At 62.1% G+C, this 24,602-nt stretch carries 16 protein-coding genes; 2 read left to right on the top strand and 14 right to left on the bottom strand.

Annotated features, from left to right (window positions below; all coding sequences use genetic code 11):
• The 5 genes from DFR37_RS20980 to DFR37_RS21015 all read right to left on the bottom strand — a co-directional run.
• Positions 1-1,025, bottom strand: a 1,025-nt coding sequence (locus DFR37_RS20980) for a LysR substrate-binding domain-containing protein (RefSeq protein ID WP_147251652.1), incomplete at its 3' end; no start/stop codon positions are given.
• A 32-nt stretch (positions 1,026-1,057) separates the two neighbouring features.
• Positions 1,058-1,954 (bottom strand): DMT family transporter, encoded by an 897-nt coding sequence (locus DFR37_RS20985; RefSeq protein WP_113935135.1) that lies wholly within the window; start codon positions 1,952-1,954, stop codon positions 1,058-1,060.
• Between the two features lie 28 nt (positions 1,955-1,982).
• Positions 1,983-3,815 carry a hypothetical protein gene (locus DFR37_RS20990; protein ID WP_113935136.1) on the bottom strand — a complete coding sequence of 611 codons (1,833 nt, stop codon included), beginning with the start codon at positions 3,813-3,815 and terminating at the stop codon, positions 1,983-1,985.
• A gap of 24 nt (positions 3,816-3,839) precedes the next feature.
• Positions 3,840-6,863 (bottom strand): autotransporter outer membrane beta-barrel domain-containing protein, encoded by a 3,024-nt coding sequence (locus DFR37_RS23185; protein ID WP_211317325.1) that lies wholly within the window; start codon positions 6,861-6,863, stop codon positions 3,840-3,842.
• A 196-nt stretch (positions 6,864-7,059) separates the two neighbouring features.
• A complete protein-coding gene (locus DFR37_RS21015; protein WP_113935139.1) occupies positions 7,060-7,521 on the bottom strand; it encodes a winged helix-turn-helix transcriptional regulator in 462 nt (153 codons plus the stop codon).
• Between the two features lie 70 nt (positions 7,522-7,591).
• Here DFR37_RS21015 and DFR37_RS21020 point away from each other — a divergent pair, with 70 nt between their 5' ends.
• Complete coding sequence (locus DFR37_RS21020) at positions 7,592-8,443, top strand: SDR family oxidoreductase (protein ID WP_113935140.1); 852 nt, start codon at positions 7,592-7,594, stop codon at positions 8,441-8,443.
• Between the two features lie 244 nt (positions 8,444-8,687).
• The gene (locus tag DFR37_RS21025) at positions 8,688-10,568 is read left to right on the top strand and encodes an ABC transporter ATP-binding protein (protein WP_113935141.1); all 1,881 of its coding nucleotides are present in this window, start codon (positions 8,688-8,690) and stop codon (positions 10,566-10,568) included.
• A 44-nt stretch (positions 10,569-10,612) separates the two neighbouring features.
• Here DFR37_RS21025 and DFR37_RS21030 read toward each other — a convergent pair whose 3' ends face one another.
• From DFR37_RS21030 to DFR37_RS21070, 9 genes are all read right to left on the bottom strand, one after another.
• Complete coding sequence (locus DFR37_RS21030) at positions 10,613-11,779, bottom strand: pectate lyase family protein (protein ID WP_242341938.1); 1,167 nt, start codon at positions 11,777-11,779, stop codon at positions 10,613-10,615.
• A gap of 25 nt (positions 11,780-11,804) precedes the next feature.
• Positions 11,805-13,724 carry a Vi polysaccharide transport protein VexE gene (locus DFR37_RS21035; RefSeq protein WP_113935143.1) on the bottom strand — a complete coding sequence of 640 codons (1,920 nt, stop codon included), beginning with the start codon at positions 13,722-13,724 and terminating at the stop codon, positions 11,805-11,807.
• Positions 13,717-14,748, bottom strand: coding sequence for a KpsE/RkpR family capsule polysaccharide export protein (locus tag DFR37_RS21040; RefSeq protein ID WP_170139975.1), 1,032 nt, complete (start codon positions 14,746-14,748; stop codon positions 13,717-13,719). Before DFR37_RS21040 ends, DFR37_RS21035 begins: the two co-directional genes overlap by 8 nt.
• Before the next feature lie 121 nt (positions 14,749-14,869).
• Positions 14,870-15,586: an ATPase gene (locus DFR37_RS21045; RefSeq protein ID WP_113935144.1), complete on the bottom strand. Its 717-nt coding sequence runs from the start codon at positions 15,584-15,586 to the stop codon at positions 14,870-14,872.
• A gap of 9 nt (positions 15,587-15,595) precedes the next feature.
• The gene (locus DFR37_RS21050) at positions 15,596-16,936 is read right to left on the bottom strand and encodes an ABC transporter permease (RefSeq protein WP_113935145.1); all 1,341 of its coding nucleotides are present in this window, start codon (positions 16,934-16,936) and stop codon (positions 15,596-15,598) included.
• Between the two features lie 7 nt (positions 16,937-16,943).
• The gene (locus DFR37_RS21055; RefSeq protein WP_113935146.1) at positions 16,944-18,101 is read right to left on the bottom strand and encodes a polysaccharide biosynthesis/export family protein; all 1,158 of its coding nucleotides are present in this window, start codon (positions 18,099-18,101) and stop codon (positions 16,944-16,946) included.
• Positions 18,102-18,370: 269 nt separating this feature from the next.
• Positions 18,371-20,428 carry a glycosyltransferase gene (locus tag DFR37_RS21060; protein WP_113935147.1) on the bottom strand — a complete coding sequence of 686 codons (2,058 nt, stop codon included), beginning with the start codon at positions 20,426-20,428 and terminating at the stop codon, positions 18,371-18,373.
• On the bottom strand, positions 20,425-22,905 hold the full coding sequence (locus DFR37_RS21065) for a hypothetical protein (protein WP_113935148.1): 2,481 nt from the start codon (positions 22,903-22,905) through the stop codon (positions 20,425-20,427). The genes DFR37_RS21060 and DFR37_RS21065 overlap by 4 nt, the downstream gene beginning before the upstream one ends.
• A gap of 39 nt (positions 22,906-22,944) precedes the next feature.
• Positions 22,945-24,204 (bottom strand): nucleotide sugar dehydrogenase, encoded by a 1,260-nt coding sequence (locus DFR37_RS21070; protein WP_113935149.1) that lies wholly within the window; start codon positions 24,202-24,204, stop codon positions 22,945-22,947.
• Between the last annotated feature and the right edge of the window lie 398 nt (positions 24,205-24,602).

The raw sequence follows: 24,602 nt of genomic DNA on the forward strand, positions 1-24,602 counted from the left end.
TGAATCAGTTTGCCATTATGTTCGGCGATCGATTTACCCAAGCAAGGGGATAAAAGTTGTTCAACCGCCTTGCCCACAAAAATACGGATACTCCCGGAAGGAGGCGCCCACCCCGGCGTTACAACACATAGCCGCCCCTTTTCAATGTAGGGACGGCACAGCGCTTCAGGCAAGCGCGCAACCCCCAGGCCTGCAAGCGCTGCCTCGCAAATCACCATCAGGTTGTCGCTTGAAAAACGTACTCGTGTTTCAACCTCAACGTGTTCCTGGCCCGGCCCTTCCAGGTGCCAACGCACCGACTCTTCCGTACCGCCCCAGCCAATAGCGTCCACGCCCTCCAGGGCGTTCGGATGAACCGGGCGGCCCGCCGCCTCGGCCACTGCCGGCGTTGCCACCAACACATAGCGAAAGACCGCCAACCTTTGCACTATCATGTCCGAATCAGGCAAGCCTTTGACCGAAGGCACGAGCACCAGATCCGCATGCGAGGCTTGCGATGCCGCCGTGCCCATAGTGGTATTCAAACATATGCGGACACGCGGGTTGGCCAAGGCGAACTCCGACGCAATACGGCCAACGTACTCCGAAACAAGCGCGGTCGGGCATGCCACACGCAGTGTCCCATAAGGCTCGCCTTGATTATCCTTGGCAAGGGTTGTGGCCGCGTACGTCTCGGCCCGAACCCGGCGTCCATGTTGATAAAGCTGCCGCCCTATTTCAGTAACTTCGAAATTGCGCGAATTGCGCAACAGCAAGGTCACCCCCAACTGTTCCTCAAGGGTAGCAATGCGGCGGCTCAATCGAGATTTCGACACACCCGTACGCAGGCTTGCGGCGCCAAACCCTCCGGCGTCAACGACCTCCGCCAGCAATATCAAATCATCGGCCGCGCAGTCGTTCTTGCTTACTCTTTCCGGGCCGAACTCTTCAATGCTGTGTCTTCTCGTCATCGCTCGCCTCAATCCAATCATCGTCTCTTTTAAGTCATCTTTTCTTTCTTCATTGCCGGAACGCTCTTCCCCCACACACTGTGCCGCTAAAGAGGCATCGCGAACGACTATCCTTGTTTGCCAAGCTTGCGCCCGCCATATTCGGCAAGGCTGATCCCCGCCAGGATTATTGCCAAGGCCACTGCATGATAGAGGTTGAACGCCTCGCCCAGCAGGGCAACAGCCAGTATGGCTCCCCAGATGGGCAGCAGGTTGATGAACAGGCCGGCCCGGTTCGCGCCAATCAGCTCCACAGCCCGAATATAAAACACCTGCCCCAGAAGACTCGGGAAAATAACGATATAGGCAATTGCCGACCACCCTTGCAGGTCGGGAACTATGGTGGCGCCCCGGGCCATTTCAAGGGCCAGCATAGGCAAGGAAGCCAATGTCGCGCCCAGGCATAGAACGAACATCAAACTGGTCCAGTGCATCCGCGGCTTGCTGCGCAGCGCAGCGGTGTATATTCCGTAGGAAATGATCGCGACAAGCATTAACGCATCGCCAAAATTGATGTCAAGGGCAATCACATTGTCAAAGTCGCCTCGTGCCGCAATGACGATCACTCCGACAAAAGAGATCACGAAGCCTATCGCCTGTTCCAGTCCTACCCGGCTGCCAAACAAGACAAAGCTGGCGCAAAATACGAATAGCGGTGTGCCGCCTTGCAAAATACTGGCGTTGATTGCAGTGGTGTAGACCAGCGCATAATAAAGGGCAACGCTGAACCCCGTAAATCCAAGCGCCCCGAGGAACAGCAGATAAGCCAGCCGTTGCCGCATGACTTGCCAATCCGCGGCAATCCGTTCGCGCTTGAATACATACAAGGCCACCATCACAAGCGCCCAGCGGACAGTCACCAGCACCATGGGCGAAGCATGGCCAACCGCCAGTTTGCCCGCAATGGAATTACCCGCCCACATGAGCGTTGTCAGTGCCAGAAGAGCGTAGGCTTTATAAATCACGATTCATCCAGTCCTTAGCTAGGGATAATTACGCAGATGCGTGCAAACCGATCAACATGCTCGTGCAACCCAGCAAGCTTGCGAGCTTGTCCGTTCTTTCGCTGGCTGTTCCGCCTCCGGCGCCTATGGCTACAAGCTCACCGGCAACCCGTTCGGCCAGGTCGAAACGATCTACAGGCAGACCGGTATCAAGGAGCTCATCCGTGTGTGCCACCAGGATCAATGCGCCGACGTCCTTGTTCATTAACAGCGCCATACTGCGCGCAAAGAGCCCCTGCGCAGCCAGCGGCATTATGCCCCCGCCTGGCTCCACCGTTTCCTGATGGCTCGTGACATAGCAGGCATGCCCCTTGGCTATCCATTGCTGTTGCAGAGCGCGCGCTCGTATCGCTGCGTTCTGGGCACCCACGACCACCCCGAGGGGGATACGGCCGTCGCCATCCATCAGCCGTCCCATAAGCGCATGCAGGGTGTCCAGGGAGCTTTGGCTCGCGCCAAGCAGGGGCGCCAGATTGACCTCATTGATGGCGGCTCCGTTCTCGTGCCAGGGACGCGTAATATCCGGCGAAATAATATCGACGCCCGCAATATCCAGTCCGAAAAGCGCCGCAGCCCGGACCGCTATGGCCACATTATCGGCATGCAGTGTGGTCGAGTAGTCCACATCCAGTCCGCCCCATTGCGTCGACTCGATCCGGCGCAACGGGGCCCAGTGACCCTTGCCCAGCACGCTGCTCATCGTCAGTCCGGCGCGGCCCAACGCGTCCCTGGCCAGATCGTCCAGCGGATAGGGAGGCGGCCGGTCCCAAACCGGCATGTCCTTTTGCCGCTCATTGGCTGCCTCGATGCATTGTGCGACGGTCATTCGCCCATCGCCCTCAACGGCAATAGGCTGACGCTTTACTGTATACAGCACCTGTCCGCGCACGACCAGCAAGCGATGACAAACGCCGGGAATGACGCGCTCGACCAGCACTTGCTTGGAAAACTGTGCCGCATACCGAAAAGCGTCGCTTACCGCCGCCAAAGAGGCAACGTCGACCGTAACTCCCTCGCCGCGGTCGCGATCCACTGGTTTCAAGACCAGCGGCCCGCCGAGATTTTGCGCCGCCTGCAGTGCGCCGGCCTCATCCAGAACAAGATAGTGATCGGGCACCGGCAATCCCGCCTGGCGCATCCATTGCGCCGCCAGGAACTTGTGCTGGGCGGTTTCGGCGCCTATCAGAGAATCCGTTTCTACCTTGCTGCGCCGGATGCGCAATGCGTGCTTGCCCCAGCCCAATTGAAAAACGCAATCGCCCAGATGGCGCCACGGAACACCACGGTCCTGGGCGGTTCGAAGCATATGGATCGACGATTTCCCCGCCGGCAGGGCGGCCCGCAAAGGCTGCAGCACCCGCTCTTCCAGTTGCAAGTAAAGCGCCTCGGGCCTGGGGGGCAGCTCGGACGCCGCGGCCATCTCAAGTACCAAGGATATTGCCCAGTTATAGGCGAGGTATGTGGACTGTGCGGGAATAAAATCCAGTCGCGGCACCGCAACCACACCCAACCAGGCCCCCGGCTTATCCGCATCCGGACGGCAGGATAGAATCCGGCCGGGCTCGAACACCGGAATACGCGCGGCACGCTGCAGCCCCGCCGCAATTTGCAATATGCGCCACGTCAGCCGGATCGCCTGATTGTCGAGCGCAGCCTCCTCAACACGAGCCTGCAGAACAATGGCCAACTTCTCGGACAGCCAGGCGTCGAACGCCTTCCAGTCAATGGTGGACGGACAGTGCTCAAGCCGAATCGTCAACACCTGATCGGGCTGCCGCAAGCCATTGTGAAAGCCGGCATGGTTCACGCTGTCAATGATCATAAGTCGCGTCCATTGCGCCCGGCCTCAAAATTGGTAGTCTACCCCCGCTTGCAACGACTGCGCATTCACGTTGCCACTGTGCAGCACGCTATCGTAGCGCACGTACGCGCTGGCCGTCTTGCCGATCGGCAGCGTCGCACCCAGCCCCGCCGTCACCAGCCCGCGTGTATCACGCGTGCCCGCGATCACGAAGCCAGTGCCGTCGGCGGCCGTAACGGAAACGTTACGGCCTGTACTTTGCGTCTCGTAGGCATAGCCGGCACGCAGTTGCACCGAGGCTGGCCGCTTGTTGTTGTGCAATGTGAAGGGGTAGTCCAGCGTCACGCCTATATATGGCTGCAGGCTTTGCTGGTGCCGGTTGGCCACGCCAAGGTTCTGTGCCGTCGGGCCGCTTTCATCGGTGCCCAGGCCGTCCAGATAGGCATAACGCACGCCCACCCGCGGCGTAAGCACCACCGGCCCCAGCGACCACGGACGGCTGGCCTGCAGCCCCGCGGTGATCTCCTGGCCGTGGCCATCTCCCTTGGCACTGCCAAGCAACCCGAACGAACGCGTTGTCGAGGAGAAGCCGTAGGCATAGCCCAGCGTACCGGCCAAGGTGAAAGCCCCGAGATTCTTCGCCCCATAGCCCGCGATGCGCAGCGTGTCCAGCGTGCCTTTGGAGCCATTGCCCGATTCGGTCACGTCGGCATGGCTGTAGCCACCGGCCACCCCCATCGTCCAGTCCTTCCATTGGTGGTCGACGCCGGTCAGGAAGCCATAGCCGCGATCGCGCGCGTCCGGCGCACCGCGATTGCCGTCGATGTGCCTGTCTGTGCCTTGCGCCTGGATCCAGAGGCCATTGCCTTGGCGCGGGCAGGATTGCGCACTGCCGCTTGCGGATGCATCCGCAGCCGTGCCGCAAGGTCCGGCCAGCCGGTCCAGCAGCGCCGCATTGGCGTCCTGCGCGGCGCGCAGCGCCGAGGAACCCACCGCTCCGAAGATTGTCGCCTGCGTCGGCGCTACCACCACCGAACCTGAACCCGTCAAACTCAGGTTCAGCGCATCCGCCCCATTGCCCAAGGCCTGGGCCAATCCCGCCGGCGCATTGCTTGTCACCGTGGAGAAGCTGCCGTTGACCGCTGCGGCGCTCAGCAGTGTATAGCTGGTGCTGGTGTATGTGCCCGGCGCGTACAGCAGGCTCAATGTCCCGGCCAGGGTGGCTGTGCCGCCCACTTTCAGTTGCGCGGCCTGCGTCGGGCTGATCTCCATCAGCAGCATGCCGCTGGACGACTGCGTATAGTTGCCGCTGATGGTCAGCGTGCCGATCGAGCCGCCCGGCCGGACGATGCCGTTGTTGTTCACATTGCCTGCAATGCTGCCGTGGCCGCGCAGCGTGCCCCCCGTATTGACCTGCACATCGCCCAGGATACCGGCCGAGGGATGGTCCGCATCGCCTACCTTCAGAGTACCGGCATTCACTGTGGTTCCGCCGGTGTAGGTGTTCACCCCATTCAGGATCAGCGTACCGGCTCCCGCCTTCATCAGGCTGCCGCCTGTGCCGGGCGCATCGCCGCCGTCGGCGATTACACCCGATATTGTGTCGTTGCTGTTCAAGGCTCCCAGCGTCAATTGCTTGCCGCCCAGGTACACATTGCCGGCTCCCGACAGCGAACCAATGCCGGCGCCTGCGCTGGTTTGGCCAATGTCCACCACACCTCCCGCGGCGTTTACCACCGTGGCCCCCGCTGCGGAAGCCTGGCCGGCCATCAAGAGCCTGCCGCCCGACTGATTGGTGATCTCTGCGCTGCCTGCGCTGGCTTCGCCGGAAAAGGCTGTCACGCCTCCGGCTGCATTGGTGATCGTGGCATTGCCCGCCGTCGCACCGTTCTCAAAAGCCGTTCGGCCGCCATTGTTGTTGCGGATGGATAAATTGCCGGCGCTCGTAGAGTTCTGAAAGCTCAGGATGGAAGCGACTGCCCCGCCAGCCACGCCGCCCTGCACCGTCACTCCGCCCGTGCCGAGCGCCCCGGTGGCATACACGCCCACGTCGGTATATACGTTCGTGCCGCCTTGATAGGTATTGGCGCTGCCCAGCTTTACACTGCCGGTGCCCGGGCCGGTGAGCGTCAGGCTGCCTGGCCCGGATATCACTCCGTTAAGCACCACGTCCGAAGTTCCGGTGGTGCCGCTGGCGTCTATCACCCCCGCGCCCGCCAGAGTAATGGCCCGGCGGGTGGTAAGGCCGCTGGTCGCCTTCAGCGTGCCGCCTTGTAGCGTCACCCCGCCCGAATCCTCGCCCAGGTTCGCGTCGCTGCTCACCGACAGCGTGCCTCCCGCAATTGTCGTGCCCCCCTGGTAATTGTTGACCCTTGTCAGCACCAACGTACCCGCGCCCCCGGCCGTCAGGCCGTCCAATCCCCGTATATCGCCGTTCAGAGTCAGTTGCTGCCCCGCACCGACATTGATCGATCCGCCATCGGTCAGAATCAAAACTCGGGCAGATGCGAAGCTCGAAGTCGCCTCCAGCGTGCCGCCTTGCAGCATCACCTTGCCCTTGCTCAAATCCCCGCCCGGAACCTCGCCCAGGTTCGCATCGCTGCTCACCGACAGCGTGCCTCCCGCAATTGTCGTACCCTTCTGGTAATTGTTGACCCCCATCAGCACCAGCGTGCCCGCGCCCCCCGCCGTCAGTCCCCCCGAGCCCAAAATCTCGCCGGTCAGAGTCAGTTGCTGCCCGGCAGCGGCATTGATCGATCCGTTACCGTCCAGCTCGAAAGCCCGGTTCGACGTAAAACTCGAAGTCGCCTCCAGCGTGCCGCCTTGCAGCGTCACCCCGTCCGAATCCTCGCCCAGATCCGCATCGCTGCTCACCGACAGCGTGCTGCCATTGATCGTGATGCCAGCGGCCCAGGCCGGCGCGGACACCAAGCCGGCCATGGCCAGCGCCAGGGCGGTCATGGTCGGCCGCGCGGCCGGGCGCAGCCTGCCATGCACATAAGTGTGCTCTGGAACGATTTGTGAAATATTCGGCCTGGAATTCAGGGCATTGCGATCAATGCGGCTCATGCGCGTAAGTCCTTCAAGGAAGTTGGGCCAAGTGCAGCGTCGCCCACATCTTGCGCACAAGACTGAGTTCAAAAGTACAAATGGATGCTTAAGTTATTGTTGGTAACAATAAAAACATCGTATCGTTGCACAACGAAACGGACACAGCAAGAAATTTCCGGCGTGAATAGCAATGCGTTGCGTAAACGAAACCGGGCTACAGACTACTGCGCGTTGGGTTTGGCGCCATGGTAGTGCGTTTTTGGCCGCGGCTATCCTGGGCCTGAAGTATGCGGGGAAGGCTTGTTTCAATCCAGTCCGCAAGACCTCTTACTTTCTCGGCGGCCTCGCGGCCAAGGGGCGTCAGACTGTACTCCACATGGGGAGGCACCACTTCGAAAGCGGTTCGGTCCACCAGCCCGTCGCTCTCCAGCCATTGCAGGGTCTGGGCCAGCATCCTTTCACTGACGCCGCCGATGGCGCGCCGCAACTCGCTGAAGCGGTGAACGCGGGTTTCCAGCACCAGCAGCACCAATACTCCCCATCGGCTGGTGACATGCTTGAGCACCTCGCGCGATGGGCAGGCCTCTACAAGAAGCTCTCCGCGGCGCATCTTGTTCAGCAACGTTGGCGTGTCTTTGGCGGGCCGTTGATTATCAACCTTGGCACTTACCTTCATGTACGTACTTCCAAAAAGTTAGTGTGAATATCATACTACTACTTCCCTCCACTACCGAATCGAAAATATCATGACTATCGCAATTACCGGCGCCTCCGGCCAGCTTGGCCGCCTTGTCATCGAACGGCTGCGCGCCAAAGTGCCCGCCAGCGACATCGTCGCGCTTGTTCGCACCTCGTCCAAGGCGGCCGACCTGGGCGTGCAGGTGCGCGAAGCCGACTACACCCGTCCCGACACCTTGGACAAGGCACTGGCCGGCGTCGACACGCTTCTGATGATTTCAGGCAGCGAAGTCGGCCAACGCGTGGCGCAGCACCGCAACGTCATCGAGGCCGCCAAAAAGGCCGGCGTCAAGCGCGTGGTCTATACAAGCTTGCTGCACGCCGAAAGCTCCACCCTGGGCCTGGCGCCCGAGCATGTCGAAACCGAGGCGCTCCTGAAATCCTCGGGGCTAAGCATCACCCTGCTGCGCAACGGCTGGTACACAGAAAACTACACCGCCTCGGTCGGGCCCGCTGTGGCAAACGGCGCGCTCATCGGCAGCGCAGGACAAGGCAAGATTGCATCCGCCGCACGCGCCGACTATGCCGATGCAGCGGTGATTGCGCTGACTACCGCTGGCCACGAAGGCAAAACGTACGAACTGGCCGGAGACTCGGCCTACACCCTGGCCGAGCTGGCCGCGGAAATCTCGCGCCAGACAGGCAAGGACATTCCGTATAAAGATCTGCCCGTCGCCGATTACACGGCGGCCCTCGTGGCCGCAGGCGTGCCCGCGCCCTGGCCGGAAGCATTGCCACTGCTTGACGCCGAAGCCGCCAAAGGCGCCCTGTTCGACGACAGCAGGGTGCTGTCGAAGCTGATCGGCCGCCCGACCACATCGCTGAAGGACTCTGTAGCCGCGGCGCTCAAGGCGGCATAAGTTCGTACGGCCGTGTCCATGCCAGGGCCGGCCACATCCGCAAGCACGAATCTCCGGCTTGCATGGCGAGTCCGCCCAGGGCAAGCGATAATGGTGCCTGCCCGATCCATTTCGGCCCGGTGGACGCCGCCTTTTTAATCCTTTAAGCCAGAATGAAATCGCTCACGGACGTCGCTGCGCCCGTGAGCCATCCGTCTGTGGCGCCCACGTGCGGTCCCGTCTATTTTTGTTTTCGGAGGCTGTCTTGCCCCGCTCGTTTGAACGTTTGCTAAAACCATTTCCCCCCGAAGAGCCTCAGGCTCCGCCCGGGGGACTGATGCCGTTTCTATGGGCGTGCACACGCGGTTCGCGCCGCTATATTGCCTTGTTGGCGCTGCTCAGTGCCAGCGTGTCGATTTACGAAGCATGGCTGTTCGCCTTCCTTGGCCAGGTCGTGGACTTCCTTTCGGCCTGGAAGGCGGGCGACCCCGTCTCCACGCAAGAGCGCACCATGCTTTGGGGCATAGGCCTGGTGCTGGTGGCCAGCATCGGCCTGGTGGCCCTGCGCACAATGGTGCAGCACCAAGTGCTGGCCATCAACTTGCCGCTACGGCTGCGCTGGAATTTCCACCGCCTGATGCTGCGGCAAAGCCTGTCTTTTTTTGCCAACGAGTTTGCGGGGCGGGTCACGACCAAAGTCATGCAGACAGCGCTGGCCGTGCGCGAAGTCCTGCTGACCTTCTCCGAAATCGTGCTGGGCATCGGCGTGTATCTTCTTGCCATCATCGCGCTGGCGGGTGGTTTCGACATGCGCCTCATGCTGCCCTTCATCGGATGGGTCGTCTTGTACGGAGCAGCCATGCTGTATTTTGTGCCGCGGCTGGGCAAGGTCGGAAAGGAACAGGCTGATGCCCGCTCTTCCATGACCGGGCGCGTAACCGACGCCTACTCCAACATCACTACCGTCAAGCTGTTTTCGCACACCCGGCGCGAGGCGCACTTCGCCCGTGCCGCCATGGAAGGCTTCAGGGAAACCGGCTATCGTCAGATGCGCCTCGTCAGCCAGTTCGAGATCGTCAATCAGGCGCTGGTCGTGGCGCTGATCCTGGCTGCGGGAGGCTACGCCCTGCAACTGTGGCATACAGGCGAAATCGGCACCGGCGCCGTGGCAGCGGTCACCGCCATGGCGTTACGAGTCAACTCCATGTCGCACTGGATCATGTGGCAAATGGCGACGCTCTTTGAAAACATCGGCACGGTACAGGACGGCATCGCCACCTTTACCCAGGCTGCCAAGGTGCAGGACCGGCCCGGCGCCAAAGATCTGCAGATCACACAGGGCGAAGTGGTCTTCGATAGAGTTTCTTTCAACTACAACGGCGAACGCCAAGTGCTTGACGGCCTGAATCTGACCGTCAAGCCTGGTGAAAGAATCGGCCTGGTCGGCCGCTCCGGCGCAGGCAAATCGACACTGGTCAATCTGCTGCTGCGCTTTTACGACGTTGACAGCGGCCAGATCCGCATCGACGGCCAGAACATTGCGCACGTTACGCAAGACAGCTTGCGCAATGCCATCGGCATGGTCACCCAGGACACTTCCCTGCTGCATCGCTCGATTCGCGACAACATAGCCTATGGCCGCCCCGACGCCACCGATGCCGACATCCGCGCCGCGGCCAAGCACGCCCAGGCCAACGGCTTCATCGAGCAACTGAACGACCCGCATGGGCGCACCGGCTACGACACCCAGGTGGGCGAACGCGGAGTCAAGCTCTCGGGCGGCCAGCGCCAGCGCATTGCCATTGCCAGGGTCATGCTGAAGAATGCGCCCATCCTGCTGCTTGACGAGGCCACCAGCGCCTTGGATTCCGAAGTGGAAATAGCCATACAGGAAAGCCTGAACGAAATCATGGAAGGCAAGACAGTCATTGCCATCGCCCACCGCCTCTCCACCATCGCCGCCATGGACCGCCTGATCGTCATGGACCACGGACATATCATCGAACAAGGCAGCCACGCCGAATTGCTCAGCAGAAACGGCACCTACGCGCGGCTATGGCGCCATCAAAGCGGCGGATTCCTGGGCCAGGAAGACGATGAACAAGCTGTCCCACAGCCTGTCGCCAAATATCACCGCTCGGCCTGAAGTTCAGCACCTTAGGGCCAGCAATAGCTTCATCGAGAGGCAACTCAAGGTTGCCGGATGTCCGCAGGCGTGTTGCCCGCGAACTTTCGTATCTTCTCGGCCAGGTCTGGCGTCGGCTTTTCATAGCGATAGCGGTACGGGGGTTCCGGAACCAATTCGGGGTGGTAGTCCTGCAGCACCGGCTTCGCATCGCCAAGATACAGGTTGTCTTTCAACCGCAGAAAGGCCTTGTAGTCGCGGGTGTAGCCGTGCCGGGACTTCCGTTTCTCGTAGGCCTCGCGATCTGATGCGCCGTTATCCAGCGCACTGCGTTGGGGCGCGATGGGGATATAGCGGCAGTAATTCACATTGATGCCTTCCACCGTTGGAAAGAACTCGGGCTCCACGCACTTGCGCTGGGAATCGTTGTTGAAGATGTTTCCTTCGACCAGGGCTTTGGCCTCCAGGCTGAAGCTCATGCCGTAGAAATCCCAGTTCTCCACCAGGTTGTTGAACAAGTGGAATGTGCCGAACTGCGCCCTGGGATTGCGCTGCACGGTGTTGAAGAAATAGTTGTGGTGCAGCGTCACGCGCGCGATCGAGTCGCGTTCATAGTTCTGAAACAGATTCTTCGAAGTAATGTTGTTGAGCAGCATGACCTTGTTCGAGTTGTGGAACTTGGTCCACGAGATGGTCACATCGGTCGAACCGTTCTTCACATTGAGCAGGCGGTCGGACATCCGCGACAGATCCATGTGGTCGACCCACACGTCGCGGCTGCCGTTGGCCACGTTCACGGCTTGCGTTAGGCGATTCAAGCGCCCGTCTATCGTCAGATGCGTCAGGATGACGTTCCGGCTTCCATACACGCCCAGACCGTCGTCAATCAGGGTGACCTGCTTGCCGCGCCCGTCGATCGTTACATTCGACGGCACGCGTAGCTGCGAATTCAGGACGATCGTCATGTCGGACGCGAAGCGTATCCACGCGGGCCCTTTCTTGGCTTGCGCCAGTGCGGCGCGCAGCGTCCCGGGGCCCGAGTCCGCATTGGACGCGACCTGGATGAATCTTCCCCCCATTCCGCCCGTCGCCCTGGCGCCGTAGCCTTCGCGCTGCTGGAGCAGCGAAGCGATGGCCGGGCACTGTTCGTCGGGGCTCTTGCAGGCGTCATCCGCGGCCGCTACGCCGCCATACAACATGACCAGGACAAGCAGCCAGCGCATCGTCGTCATTCCCAGCTTCATCGTGGCTTGCTCCCTATGGCCGCGCGGACCGATCCGCGGGGGTCACATGGCGCCAGATGCCGCCGCTCAGGCGCAAATTCTCCGGCTCTGTGGCCAAGTGTTCCCGAAGCCGCTCGAAATACGCCTTCTGCCAGCGTTGCGAATAAGCTTGCGCGTCCTCGTCGGGATTGGCCGCCGGCAGCATCTCCAGCGTATAGGCCACGCGGCCGTTTTCCCAGCGAGGTGCGTAGAACACCGAAGGCACACCCATGCGATGGGCCAGGTGTGACGCGAAACTGGAGTAAGTTACCTCCTGCCCTTCGAAGCTGGTTCGCGGCGCCGCCGGATTCGCCGCGCCGTCGATGGCCAGGCACAGCACATAGCCCGATCCGAGCGCCCGCATGCAGGCCTTGGCGACCTGCGCCTCGGTCTGGTCCGCGGTTGAAATCAAGGCCTCGGCATAGCTGCTCCTGGCGCTGTTGGGCGCCGTCGCGAGCCAGCGCGATGGGATGCCGACCAGTTCCAGAGCCATGAGGCCGGCATACATGGGACCGACATGCGCCGTGGCGACCACGACGCCGCGCCCGGCCGCCAGCAGCGGCGCAAAGAAGCGCTCGCCGGTATCGAGTTCGCCCAGCAACTGCATGGCCTCTTCGGCGCGCTCCTGGCGGCATTCCAGCCAGTCTAGCAGCAGATGATCGACCATATGGCCCCAGCGCGCACGGCGCTCCCAGGCCGCACGGTCGATGGACGTATCGCCTCGCAGCGACCAGGCCCAATCCAGGCGCGCCTGCGGGATGGGCGCGGTGTCCAGTTTCTCCTCCATGCGGGCCATGGCTTCCTGGAACGTGTCCGGAAGCCGCGCGCCACGCGTGGCGATGTATCGCGTGAACAGGGCCTCGGCTTCTTCCTTGCGGCCCGCCTGCGATAGCGCCCCGATGGCGGCCCGCTGCCACAGCAGCTTGTCCGGAGACCCTTCGACCAGTTTCATCAACTGATCGGCCGCATCGCCATACTGCAGGGTGTAGCGCAGCGTGCGGGCATACAGGGCGCGCGTCTGCTCCAGTTCCGGCGCCAGTTCGATGGCCCGCGCCAGCGGCGCCACCGCTTCCTGGTAGCGGCCAGCGCGCAGCAGGGTTTCCCCATAAAGCGTCAACAGCCTCACGTCGGCCGGCGCCGCCTGCAAGCCTGCTTCGAAATGCGCCACCGCATGCACCTTGCGATCTTCTTCAGTGCCGCGCCGCAGATGCGAGAGACCAAGCGACGAGCGCAGCGCCGCGCAATCGTGGCCCGCGCTCAGCGCGGCGTCGCCTAGCCCGATCGCTGCCGCATTGCGGCCGTCCCCCATCAGGGCGCGCACAGCCATGGTCGCCACGCGTTCGTTCGGCAGCTTGTCCGGATCCAGCGCCGCCGCAATGTCCGCGGCCTCGGCCACATCGCCGTTGCGCACGAAAGCCATCATCCAGGAGTGTGCTTCGCCTGGCTCGCTTTGGGCCATGGCACGAGTCGCGCGGGCAGCTTCGGCCGCCTCGGCCACCCGGCCCGCCTGCACGCGCAATTGAATCCGCACGGCGTGCAATGCCGCGTTGCCGGGCTCGATGCCGGCGGCGGCGTCCGCCTCGGCAATTGCCCTATCCCATTGCTGCATGCGCCCGAAAAGGCTGGCAAGCAGGCGGCGATCGTCAACGCGCGAGGGATGGACGGCAATCAGCACCTCCAGGGCGGCGATAGCGGGCACGAACCGGCCCTCGCGCACGAAGGGCGAAACCAGCAATCGCCGGACATCGCGCCAGCCGTCCTTGGCCTGTCGCAACGCCGGCTCGAGCGCGGCCATGCCGCGCTCCGGGTCGGCCGCTTCACGGATCTGCCCGATGATTTCGCGCAAGCGGACGGCGGCATCCTGCGCATCGGCGCCAGCCACAGGCCGGCTATTTTCAATACTGAGCTCAACCATGACGCAGCCCCCTCAACAACGCTATCGCCACGCGAACGATGAACATAAGCACAAAACCCAGCGCCAGCGCCTGCAACAACAGAATACCCACGCGCGGGCTGCTGGGCCGGTCCGTCGGAACCGGTTGCGCGATGATGGACAAATACCGCTGCAAGCGCAAAGTGTCCGTCATCGCCTGTTGGTACGACTGCTGCGCCAGAGTCAGGTTCGAATCCGCGAACAACTGGGCATTGCGCAGTGCCTCGTACGACTTGAGCTGCAAGGCTTCCGTATTGCCCTTCCCGCTCAAGCGGGCGCGTAGGGACGCAAGCCGCTTCTTCAGGGCGGCGACCTGCATCTGGGCGGGCTTGAGCATGAAGTGGTCCTTGTTGCCCAGGGCGCGGATCTTGTCCAGGTGGATCTGCGCGGTGCTGAGTTCGCCTTCCAACTGGCTGGACAGGTTCAACAGCATCGACACCGTGGCAGTAGGGTCAATATTTCCATGCGCCGTGCGCCATGTCGTCAGCACGTCCCGGGCCGCGAGCGCCTTTTTCTCTGCCAGCTTGACCGACTCCTCGCTCACCCTCAGCTTATCGGCGACGCCCTTCTGATTCATGGCGCTGACGAATTCCTCGGCCAGGACGATCAGCGCCTTGGACAAAGTAGCCGCGTCATCCGAAGAAAACGCGCTTACTCGCAGCACATCGATCTGCTCCAGCGCGTTGAACGAGACTTGTACCGACGCCTTGTAGGCCCGGTACAGGTCATCCTCGCTGGAATCCTCGGAAAGACGATTGAATGGATCCCATCCGGAGTTTGTCAGATAACGGCGCAGACCGACCTTCTCGTCGAGCCGCTGCATACTGTCGCGCGACTTCAGGAAATCGGCGACCGCCCATCCGTCTACGAACCCGCCGAGCATGCCGCCCGAATTGCCCGTGGTGAGCAGGCTGGCCGCCGCGCCCGCGCCGCCTTGCTGGCCGGACGCCGATTGCACGAAGAACCGCGATTCCGCCTCGTAGCGCGGCGTGGCGAGGAAACACACGTAGACCAGGGCGAGCGCCACCGGCGCAACAACGATAAGCGCGTTGATCCAGCGATGGCGGCGACGCTCGCGCAGCGCCGACTGCCGCTCGCGGCGGCGGCGTTCAATCTCGGACCCGTCTTCAGAACCCGAGCTGGCCCTCGTCGATGTCGCCTCCGAAGTCGTCTGCGCGAGTGGCGGAGTCGCTTCGTGATCGTCGCGGGGGGAACCTGCGGAGGCACTGGTCGAGGTCGTCGTCGATGCGGAGCGCGCTTCGTTCATAGATCAAGCCTTTGTAGCAGTAGTCCGCCAACTGATTCTGGCGGTAACTGGAAAAAATGAGGGTCCGGCCCACCAACCGCTCTTCGAACAGGGCGAGCCAGAGGCGGGTGAAGCGGCAAGGCTCGAAGGGAATGCTCCCTTCGACCACGTAGACGTCGAACGCCGGCGCGAGCGCCAGCGCAAACGAAAACTCTTGCCGCGCGTAGAGGGGCCAATGCTCCATGGGCTTGGCCAGGCATTTGGGATCGCTGATCAGGTCGGCGACCAGCTCGTGCGTCGCCTCCGCGTCGATTTCGTATATCTCGCTGACGAAATCGATCATGCTCAGACCATTCGCTTTGCCGCGGATAAAGCCTTGCCGACCAATCGCCCAGGATACGTTACCGTCATGCTTGACAAAGCCCTGGCGCGGCGGACGCAGGCAGCACAGTACATCCACAATCTGGCGATGCATTTCCGGCGCGAGCGACAGCAAGGCGTAGCGCCCGGCCGGGATATCAAGATTGGCGTTGGCCAGCAACTGCTGCCTGCTGCCGAAGGCATAGGGTTCGTCGGTAACGCCATTGAGATGGATCATCTTCCTACCTCACATTGGCTGAACATTGGGGCGGGCCAGGCGCTCGGCCACCAGGGCGGCCACCATCAGGAAAACCAGAGAGGCCAGGAAATAGCCCAGGCTGGCATCATGCGAATGGTAAGCCTGGAAATAAGCCGAACGCAGCAGCTGCATGCCATGCGCGAATGGCGACCACAGCATCCACGGACGCAATTGCTCCGGCAACTGTTCCGATACGAAAAAGACGGCCGCGAAGATCTGCAGGAACCGCTCGATAATCGGCGCAAGCCGAAGAAAAAACTGCCAGAAGGTCGCGATCGATCCGAACAACACCCCCATCGCCGCGCCGCAACATCCCATCAGCACGACGAAAAGAATGAAACCGGCCCAGCTTATCGGCAACGTAATGAGGCCGAGCGCGTGGCCTGCGCTGATCAACACCCCGAACACCACCAGATACACTGACACATAGATAAGCGCTTGCACCAGCGCGCACATCAACGGCGTGACACCCTGAAAGTTCAGCAGGCCGCGGGCCGACACATACGCCGTGCTGCCCCGAAAGACGACCTGCCGGAACATGATCCAGGTCGTCGCCCCCAACAGTGCGAACGTCTGCACGTCCATGCCCAGAATGTAATGCGTGCCCATCAGGATATACAGCGACGAAATCAAGGTCAGCAGCACCGTGGGGCCGACCAGCGCCCATACCAATGCAATACGGCTCTCGCCGTGCATCACGCGCAACTGGTAGATGAACATCGCCATCAACGTGCGCCCGACAGGCCGGACCTTGCCGGCCATGTCCGGCGAGTGCCCTTCATGCAAGAACCGCAGGCGGTCCTGCAGGATCGCCAGGTCGCCCGCTTCGTCCGGCGCCACCTCGATCTCCAGCGCAATGTCGTTGCGCGACGCATGGCGCCGCGCTTCGCGCGCCTCGTCCTGCCTGCGCCGCTCCGCGCGCCGGGCATGCGCCTCGGCCAGACGCTCATCCTCGGCGGCCAGTTTGGCCGGCATGTAGTCCGGTGCGAACACCGCCACGCCCGCGCGGACGTCCTGTTCCAGGAGGCGCACGATAAGGCGCAGGCGCCGCCGGGAAAAATCGGCCAGGTTTTCATCGACCGCGCTGCGCGCGATCTCCGCTTCCAGTTCCGCCTGCACCGCCTCGTACACCGCCCGCCGGGCCGCCACGGAATCGTGCGGCTCTCCCTGCAAGCGCGCGAGCAGGGGCTTGAGCAGCACGGCCGGCGTGGCCCTGGCTTCGAACAGCGCGGCTGGATCCAGCCGCCAGCCGGCAACGCCGGACCCTACCGTGTAGTTGCCGTCTTTGCGGCGCGATCGCCAGCCTTTGATCCGGTCCTCGTTGCTCATCGACGCGCTACTCGGTTATGACGGACGAACTGGGGCCCGAATCACTGTCGATCGCCTTCGTGGCGCTGAAGCCCGCGCTCATCGTGAAGCGGAAGGCCGACAGGACCTTCTGCACCTGCGTGAACGGCGCATCCGAAATGTAGATCGCCTCGCCTTCATGCACCGTGAATTCGCGCGCCAGCGCCACCTGCTCCGGACGCGTCAGGTCGAACTGGTAGACCACGGGCAACATGTCGGGCTTGCCGTCCACCCCGGCCTTGGCGGGCGTGAACAAGAACACGGAACGCGGATCCGCCAGCTTGTCGTCCAGGCCCCTGGAGTCGGCCAGCGCATCCAGCACACTGTAATTGCGCTTGCTGATGGCCACGCGCCCTTGAGTTCCGGCCGCGCCCAGCACGGTCAGGAACTCCTTGGAGGCATAGGCGGTAATGACATCGCCCGAGCGCAACAGAATGTCGTTTTTCTGGTTCCGGTAGATATCCGACAGCCGCACCGACGCCACCTGGTTGTTGCGACGCAGGCTGATGATCAACTGCTCGGGGTTATCCTGCACCGGCGCCGCCTGCGCCAGTGCGCTGCTCAACCGCTGGGACGTCTGCGTGATGGGATACATGCCGGGCTTGGTCAGGTCTCCCTGCACCGTCACCATCTGTCCGTGCGCGTCCGCGGCGCGCGTCACGCTGACGTCGGCACCGACCACAAGCTTGCTCAGGCGCGCCATCACGGCATCATGCAGCTGTCCCAGGGTCCGGCCCTCGGCCTGGAATTTGCCGATGATGGGGAATGAGACATAGCCCGACCGGTCGACTACCTGGTTGCCCAGGTCGCTCACGCCTGACGGGTCTGCCGCGAATACGCCCAGGCCGCCACGCTCCCACACTTTTATGTTGATGCCGTCACCAGGTACCAGGCTATCGAATCCCGCTTGCGTAAGGTCACGGTAGCGCGCGGGAAAATTGGCCACCTTGGGCACCCGGCTCTGCTGTGCCAGTTCGCGCGACACAGGCATCACGATGACGTCCTTGTCATCATGAGCCCCCGTCATTTCACTAAGCATGGGGCCGGACCGCGGAAGTTGGCACCCCGTGAGTACCAGTGAGGCAAGCAGCAGCATCACCAGGCTCGTGTGTCGCCGCGCGTTCAGGGCCGGAACTTTCATTTGCATAATCCTTCAGCTTCAGCAGCTTAAAAAAAACCCCCACTCTGCGCCTTCGGCTTGCTGCCCCCCAAGGGGGCGCTTTTTGCCTTAGGGCGGCCTGGCGGCAAAAAACCCCCACTCTGCGCCTTCGGCTTGCTGCCCCCCAAGGGGGCGCTTTTTGCCTTAGGGCGGCCTGGCGGCAAAAAAACCCCCACTCTGCGCCTTCGGCTTGCTGCCCCCCCAAGGGGGCGCTTTTTGCCTTAGGGCGGCCTGGCGGCAAAAAGAGCAATCGCCAATCACGCTTGCATCCGGCGCATAGGCGCGACATCGATGTATTCGTCGTTTTGGGACTCGGTCATGGCAGGCATGCAGATGCTCAGAAACTTGGTGAGCATTGCTTCGAGCGAAAACAGCTTCTGCGCCCGGTCGCGGCTATACACTCTCAAGTCCTCATTGCTGCGAACCTTATCCACCATCGCAGTGACCTTCTCGCATGCCTCATGCAGATCCGGATGATCGACGTCGCTGAGCAGGTGGCCCGTGTCGTTCTCCGCGAAGCACTCACCCGCGCCGCCGGCCGGCGTGGAGATCACAGGAACCCCCAGCAACTGTGCCTCGATCAGCACGTTCGGCAAGCCTTCGTAGCGCGACAGCAGCACGCTGGCATCCATTTGCGAATACCAATAGCCGACATGGTTCGACAAGCCCACCAGCAACAGCCTGTCGGTCACATCCAGCTCTTGCGCCAGCGCCTCGATGTTCTCGCGCATGCGTCCGTCACCTACGATGACAAAGCGCGCCTGCGGGCGTTCCTTGAGGTACAGCGCGGCCAGCTTGATCCATAGCTGCGGCCGCTTGTCCGGCTCCAGCCGGAATACGCCGCCGATCGTTTCCGTGGCGTCGTCCGTGCTGGCGTGAAAGGCCTTCCACTTTTCCTTCTCGGCGGCCGATGCGTCGGTCGCCAGGTCAGGCACACCGTTGTACAAGATGTGAAAACGCATTATCGGAATGTCCAGCCACTCCGAGTATGCTTCCGCTGCCTTGCGGCTGTTGCTGACGAAGACCACTCCCGGCACCTGGGCCAGGGCCTGGTACAGCTCGGGATACTCTGCCCGGAAACGGTCCTTGCGGATGTTCGGCGGCAAGCCGCGGAACACCAGGTGGATGGTCGGAGCGCCCGCCAGCAACGCCGCCAGCGCGCCGAACAGGCAGGTGCCGTCCTGCCATAGGCTCACCACGTCGAACGGGTTGGCCCGCAGCACCGGCGCCAGCCGCGTCACGCCATAGTGGACCGGCGGAGGCAGTTGTTCCAGCAAACGGGCCAGGTTTCCTTCGGGAACAGACTGGTGAGACACTGAGATAGCAGGCAACCGGTTGATCTCCGTGACAGGAATGTGCGCCTTGACCAGGACGGGAAGGAAAAAATCGTCCTGTTTGCTGGACGAACCCGTCGGCTCTGTGTGCTGCTTGACCAACACTTCGACTTTCTTGGGCCGCATCAGGATGTCTGGAGGCTGCTGGTCGGGAGACTCGGCCATGCGGGTCAGTTCGCCGGCCAAGCGCGTCAATTGCCGTTCGGCGCCGCCGGGGCCCAGGCTACCGGTGACCAGTGCCACGGAGACGGGCTGGTCCGGCGCATGTTCAGCGATCTTCCGGTCGCGAAAGTGCAGGATCGCATGTTTCATCGACACGATCCGGACGTCCTTTCCTCCCAGTGCCTCTTCGGGTTCGAAGCGTTTGTAGAATGCATAGTCGCTTGCCAGCGCCTCGGCGAGTTCGGCCGCCTTGCTGCCGCGCGCCAGGTGTTTGGCCACTGGCGCAATCGTTTCATACGCGTCAGCCAGCAGACCTCGCTTGCGCAGGCGCTTGGCAAACTCGACACGCATGTTGCGATCCGTATATTGCGAAATCAACCGGCGGAACAACGCGTCGGACTGTTCATGCGCTCGGATGTCGCTCAGCAGCTTCGCCCGCGCGAACAAGCGGTCCGGATTACTCGCCGACTCGGGCAGGTGGTGATCGACCAGCGACATGGCCTCTTCGAGGCGCCGTTCCTTCACGAGGCGCGTGGCGCAATAGCGGACGATCTGGAAATCGTCCGGGCATTCCTGCAACAACGTCGCCCATTGCTCGGCCATGCCCTCGTTCAGGCCGGCCGCCTCCTGTAATCGAAGAAGAAGGAAGCGGACCTTCGAATCCTCCGCATGGTCTTGGACCAGCGCCTTCGCCCGAGCCAGATTTTCCTGGGCAACTTGTACCCGCCCTGACGCCACAACGATTTCTTCCAACTGCGCCCGGATCTGTTGAAGATCGGTTGTGGCGTCCACCGGCTCGGCAATCAGTGCCGGGCTCATGCTGCCTTTCTCCGGTTGAGCTTCTCGATCCACACCATGCAACGCTCGATGTAATTGTCGAACTGTGCCGGGTTCTCGGAACGTTCCTGCAGCTTTTTCCAGTAAGGCAAGGCCTGCTCGAAGCGGTGCAGGCGCATGGCGCCCACGGCGGCCAGGCGCAGGCCAATGGGATCATCGGGCACGAGCTTCACGATGCGCTCGCCCAGGGCCAGGCGTTCAGTCGTGCTCGACGGTTCCAGGGCACGTGCTTCGGCGTACAGATAAGCCAGGATGCGCCGCTTTTCGTGACCCACTTCCGCCATTTCGGGCCACGACTGGGCGACGCGGTCCAGCAGGTCCCAGGCGGCCTGATGATCCCCTTGGGACAGGATCTGGCGGGCACCGCGGATCGCACGCGGGCCCAGCCTGCCGAGCTGGCGCTCCGCTTCGTCCCGGGCGCTCTGGTCGGCGGACGAATGCGCGAGCACATCCTTGTATGCGTCGATGGCTTCGCCGAACCAGCCACCGTTGAAGGCAACCCGTGCGAAGTGCAGCTTGGCGCTGAATGGCGCGGACTCGCCGGCCGCGGCCTGTTGCAGGTGCAGCATAGCGGTCTTCTTGTCCCCCAGCGCATCGGCGGCGCGGCCGCGCATGGAGTGCAGTTCGGGGAAATTCACATTGGTGTCGATGGCCAGGTTGGTCAGGTCGATCACTTCCTTGTGATTGCCGGCCACCAGCGCGGCACGAACGCCCAAGCGCATCGCGCGTTCAAACGCCCGCTGCGCCCGCGCACCGGCCAACGCGTCGGGATTGAGCAGACGGTGCGCGCAGATGCGCTCGGCGGCGTCGCGCAGACGCCCTTCCTCCAGCGCTCGATTGCCTTCCTCCGCCCAGGTCGAAGACTGCGTCCGCAGCCATTCACCGATTTCTTCCTGTTCGCTCTTGGCCAGGCCGCAAGACGTCGCCAATGTTGCCGCGGCCATGATGCAACCTCGCCACGAGGCTTCCTTGACCAGCTCCAGGACGTCGGCATCCTCCAACGAGGGATGCTCCGAAGCCAGGCTGCGCAGCGCGTCGCGGTCGCCGGCCAGCAGCCGGTCGCGCCACAGCATAGCGAAGCCTCGGCCATAGCCGGGGAGCGCCGCGCGGACCTCATGGACCCAGCGGATGGCCGCTGCCATGTCGCCCGCAGCCTGCAGCAGTGAAAGTACCGTGTCGGCCGCTTCCACCGCCGTCGCGTCCTGGGGCGAAGAGATGCGGAACAACTGCTTCCAGATGCCCAGGCTTTCGTCCACGTAGCCCAGATGGCCTGCGGACACCGCCGCGATCCGGACGATTTCCGGCGTCTCGATCTCGTCGCCCAGGAGGCTGGCCGCCAACGAATACGCCACGTCATGGCGGCCCAGTTTGAACTCGTTTCGCATCAGGACCTGCTCGGCCTTGCTGCCCGATGTCAGGGCGCCATCCGTGCCGCCCAGTAGCGCCAGCGAACCCTCGTAATCGCCCAGCTCTTCCTGTATCCGTGCAAGCAGCAGCATGTGATCGGGCAGTTGGGGATGACGGCGAAGCACTTCGCGCACGCGGCACGAGGCATCGCGCAGATCGCCAGACTCCCAGAGCTTTTCGATGCATTCGGCGCTCTCGTCGGCGACAAGCTTGGGCACGGCGGGCTGCTGGACGGAAGCGCCCATCCGCGGACGCATGAAGTTCTTGTACCAGTCCGTATACAGGCGCTCGGCAAAGACCGGAGTGTAGTGCGTCAGGTCCAGCCCGCCGTCCTCCATCGCGTCGGCCTGGCCGATCTTGTTCATCAGCGGCGTCGGATCGTAGCAAGGCACGCCGATACGCTGGGCGGCGGCTGTAACGGCGGCGATCAGTTGCGCCCGCTGTTCGATAGGCACGTTGTCCGGCGTCGTGGCGTTGACGTGCGTGACGAACACCACCTTGTCCCTGCCCAGCAGCTCGACGAGCCGGCGCATTTCCTGCTCGACCTCCTCGTCCGTCTGGTCGCGCTTGACGATGCGGGCGAGCAAGTCACCGTCGTCCGCGTTGAGGCTCTTGAAGACCGGATCCTGGTCCAGCACTGCGCGGCGCTCGGCAAGCCGTTCGGCGTTGGCCATGGACCAGAACTGGCGGGTACGCGCCCGATCGGCGAAGAACTCGCTGAAATAGCGGACCAGGTAGTTGGACTGGATGGGAAAGCCATCGATGGTCAGCAGCTTGCGCGAAGACAGCTCGACCATATACAGGTCCGCCGGCTTGTGCGTGCCGCGGCGAGCCTGCTCGCCATTCGACGGTCGAAAGACCAGGCGCTGGACGTCGGCGGGAATGTCGGCCTGGCCGAACATGAACCGCGCCTGCTGAAGCGCTTCGGCGGCCGTGTGCACGAAACCATAGTTGCGGCCGAGCTGCAGCTTGATCGGATAGCGTCCCACGACATCGCGCAGCGGCGTGTGAATGCGGCAGGTCCCTATCGGAGCGACGGTAAAAGCAGTCATTTAGGATATCTCCTGTAATGATGGATGACAGGCCTGAACTTAGAGAGTCCAGTACAAGAGGTCGGACGGAAGCCGTTTCGTGTCCAGGACGGACTTCAAGTCGCACACCATGCCGCCCGTCTTGACCAGTTGCGGCAAGTCTTCCCAGATGGAGTCCATGGTCTCGTCGTGAGGCACAGCCAGGATCAGGACGTCCATGTGACGAAACTGGTCACGGTCGACGAGCTTGATGCCGTACTCGTGCTCCATCTGGTCGGGATCGACCATCGGATCGCACGCGACCGGGGTAATGCCGTATTGGCCAAGAGCCTTGTAAAGATCTACGATCTTCGAGTTTCGAATGTCGGGGACGTTCTCCTTGAACGTCATGCCCAGGATGCCAACGTCGGTCGACGCGCTCAGGCGGCCGTTGCGCGCCAGGGTCTGCACCACGCGCGAGGCAACGTGCGACGCCATGCCGTCATTGATGCGGCGGCCCGACAGGATGACTTCGGGGTGATAGCCCAGTTCCTGGGCTTTGGACGTCAGGTAGTATGGATCGACGCCGATGCAATGGCCGCCCACCAGGCCCGGCGCGAACTTCAGGAAGTTCCACTTGGTGCCGGCAGCCGCCAGGACCTCCGAGGTGCGGATGCCGACCAGATCGCAGATCTTCGACATCTCGTTCATGAGGGCGATATTGATGTCGCGCTGCGTGTTCTCCAGTACTTTTGCCGCCTCGGCCACCTTGATCGACGAGGCGCGGTGCACGCCCGCGTCGATGATCTGTTCGTAAACGCCGGCGATGACTTCCAGCGACTCCGCATCCTGGCCGGAGACGATCTTGACGATTTTCTCGAGCGGATGCTCGCGGTCGCCCGGATTGATCCGTTCCGGGCTGTAACCCAGCTTGAAGTCGATGCCGCAGCGCAGGCCTGACGCCTTTTCAAGCTCGGGGCCGCAGATTTCTTCCGTGGCACCGGGGTGGACAGTCGATTCAAACACCACAATGCAGCCCGGACGCAGCACGGTGCCTATCGACTGGCAAGCCCGTACCAACAAGGAAAAATCGGGATTATTCTTCTCATCGACAGGCGTCGGAACGGCCACCACGAAAAAATCGCACTCGTGCAGGTCCGACAGTTGGTCAGTGAACCGCATGGGCGACGCAAGCAACGCGTCGCGTTCGATCTCGCCGGTCCAGTCATCTCCCTCTTTCAGCCGCGCAATTCTGCGCTTGTCCACATCAAAGCCGATGACGTCAAAACGCCGGGAAAATGCCACGGCCACGGGCAGGCCGACATATCCTAGACCACACACTGCGATTCTCTTTACCAAGGGACCCTCACTGTTTTCGTCGTGTCGTAGACACAAAAAAATCGACACCCGCAGGCAAGTAGATCGACATGAAATCGAAATACGTTTGCCATGGACGGGCAGACATATAGTTAAAAATGATTTCAGCTCGATACCCCGTTGAATCTTTCGGGTAGCGAACCAATGAATCCTAGGCGGAGCGCACAGCAAATTTATTTCTAAAAATTTTTATTGCTGTTTAAATGATTCGCCGCAACTCGTGATACGCACGGGAAATCCCTAATAAAAATTTACATCAATGACAAACACAGCAACATAAAAAACGGGCCGATTGTTAACAAACATAAAAAGTGGTTTTGCTTGGTCCGCTTTCATCAAACTGAAAACTTATTAGTTCCATG

It is taken from the genome of Eoetvoesiella caeni (assembly GCF_003315175.1).
GTDB classification, from domain to species: domain Bacteria; phylum Pseudomonadota; class Gammaproteobacteria; order Burkholderiales; family Burkholderiaceae_B; genus Eoetvoesia; species Eoetvoesia caeni.

Bases quoted from the DNA above. Each gene is read 5' to 3' on its own strand.
- DFR37_RS23185 (WP_211317325.1), bottom strand. From the start codon at position 6,863: ATGAGCCGCATTGATCGCAATGCCCTGAATTCCAGGCCGAATATTTCA.
- DFR37_RS21065 (WP_113935148.1), bottom strand. From the start codon at position 22,905: ATGACTGCTTTTACCGTCGCTCCGATAGGGACCTGCCGCATTCACACG.
- DFR37_RS21020 (WP_113935140.1), top strand. From the start codon at position 7,592: ATGACTATCGCAATTACCGGCGCCTCCGGCCAGCTTGGCCGCCTTGTC.
- DFR37_RS21050 (WP_113935145.1), bottom strand. From the start codon at position 16,936: ATGAGCAACGAGGACCGGATCAAAGGCTGGCGATCGCGCCGCAAAGAC.
- DFR37_RS21055 (WP_113935146.1), bottom strand. From the start codon at position 18,101: ATGCAAATGAAAGTTCCGGCCCTGAACGCGCGGCGACACACGAGCCTG.
- DFR37_RS21060 (WP_113935147.1), bottom strand. From the start codon at position 20,428: ATGAGCCCGGCACTGATTGCCGAGCCGGTGGACGCCACAACCGATCTT.
- DFR37_RS21015 (WP_113935139.1), bottom strand. From the start codon at position 7,521: ATGAAGGTAAGTGCCAAGGTTGATAATCAACGGCCCGCCAAAGACACG.
- DFR37_RS21030 (WP_242341938.1), bottom strand. From the start codon at position 11,779: ATGACGACGATGCGCTGGCTGCTTGTCCTGGTCATGTTGTATGGCGGC.
- DFR37_RS20990 (WP_113935136.1), bottom strand. From the start codon at position 3,815: ATGATCATTGACAGCGTGAACCATGCCGGCTTTCACAATGGCTTGCGG.
- DFR37_RS21035 (WP_113935143.1), bottom strand. From the start codon at position 13,724: ATGGTTGAGCTCAGTATTGAAAATAGCCGGCCTGTGGCTGGCGCCGAT.
- DFR37_RS21045 (WP_113935144.1), bottom strand. From the start codon at position 15,586: ATGATCCATCTCAATGGCGTTACCGACGAACCCTATGCCTTCGGCAGC.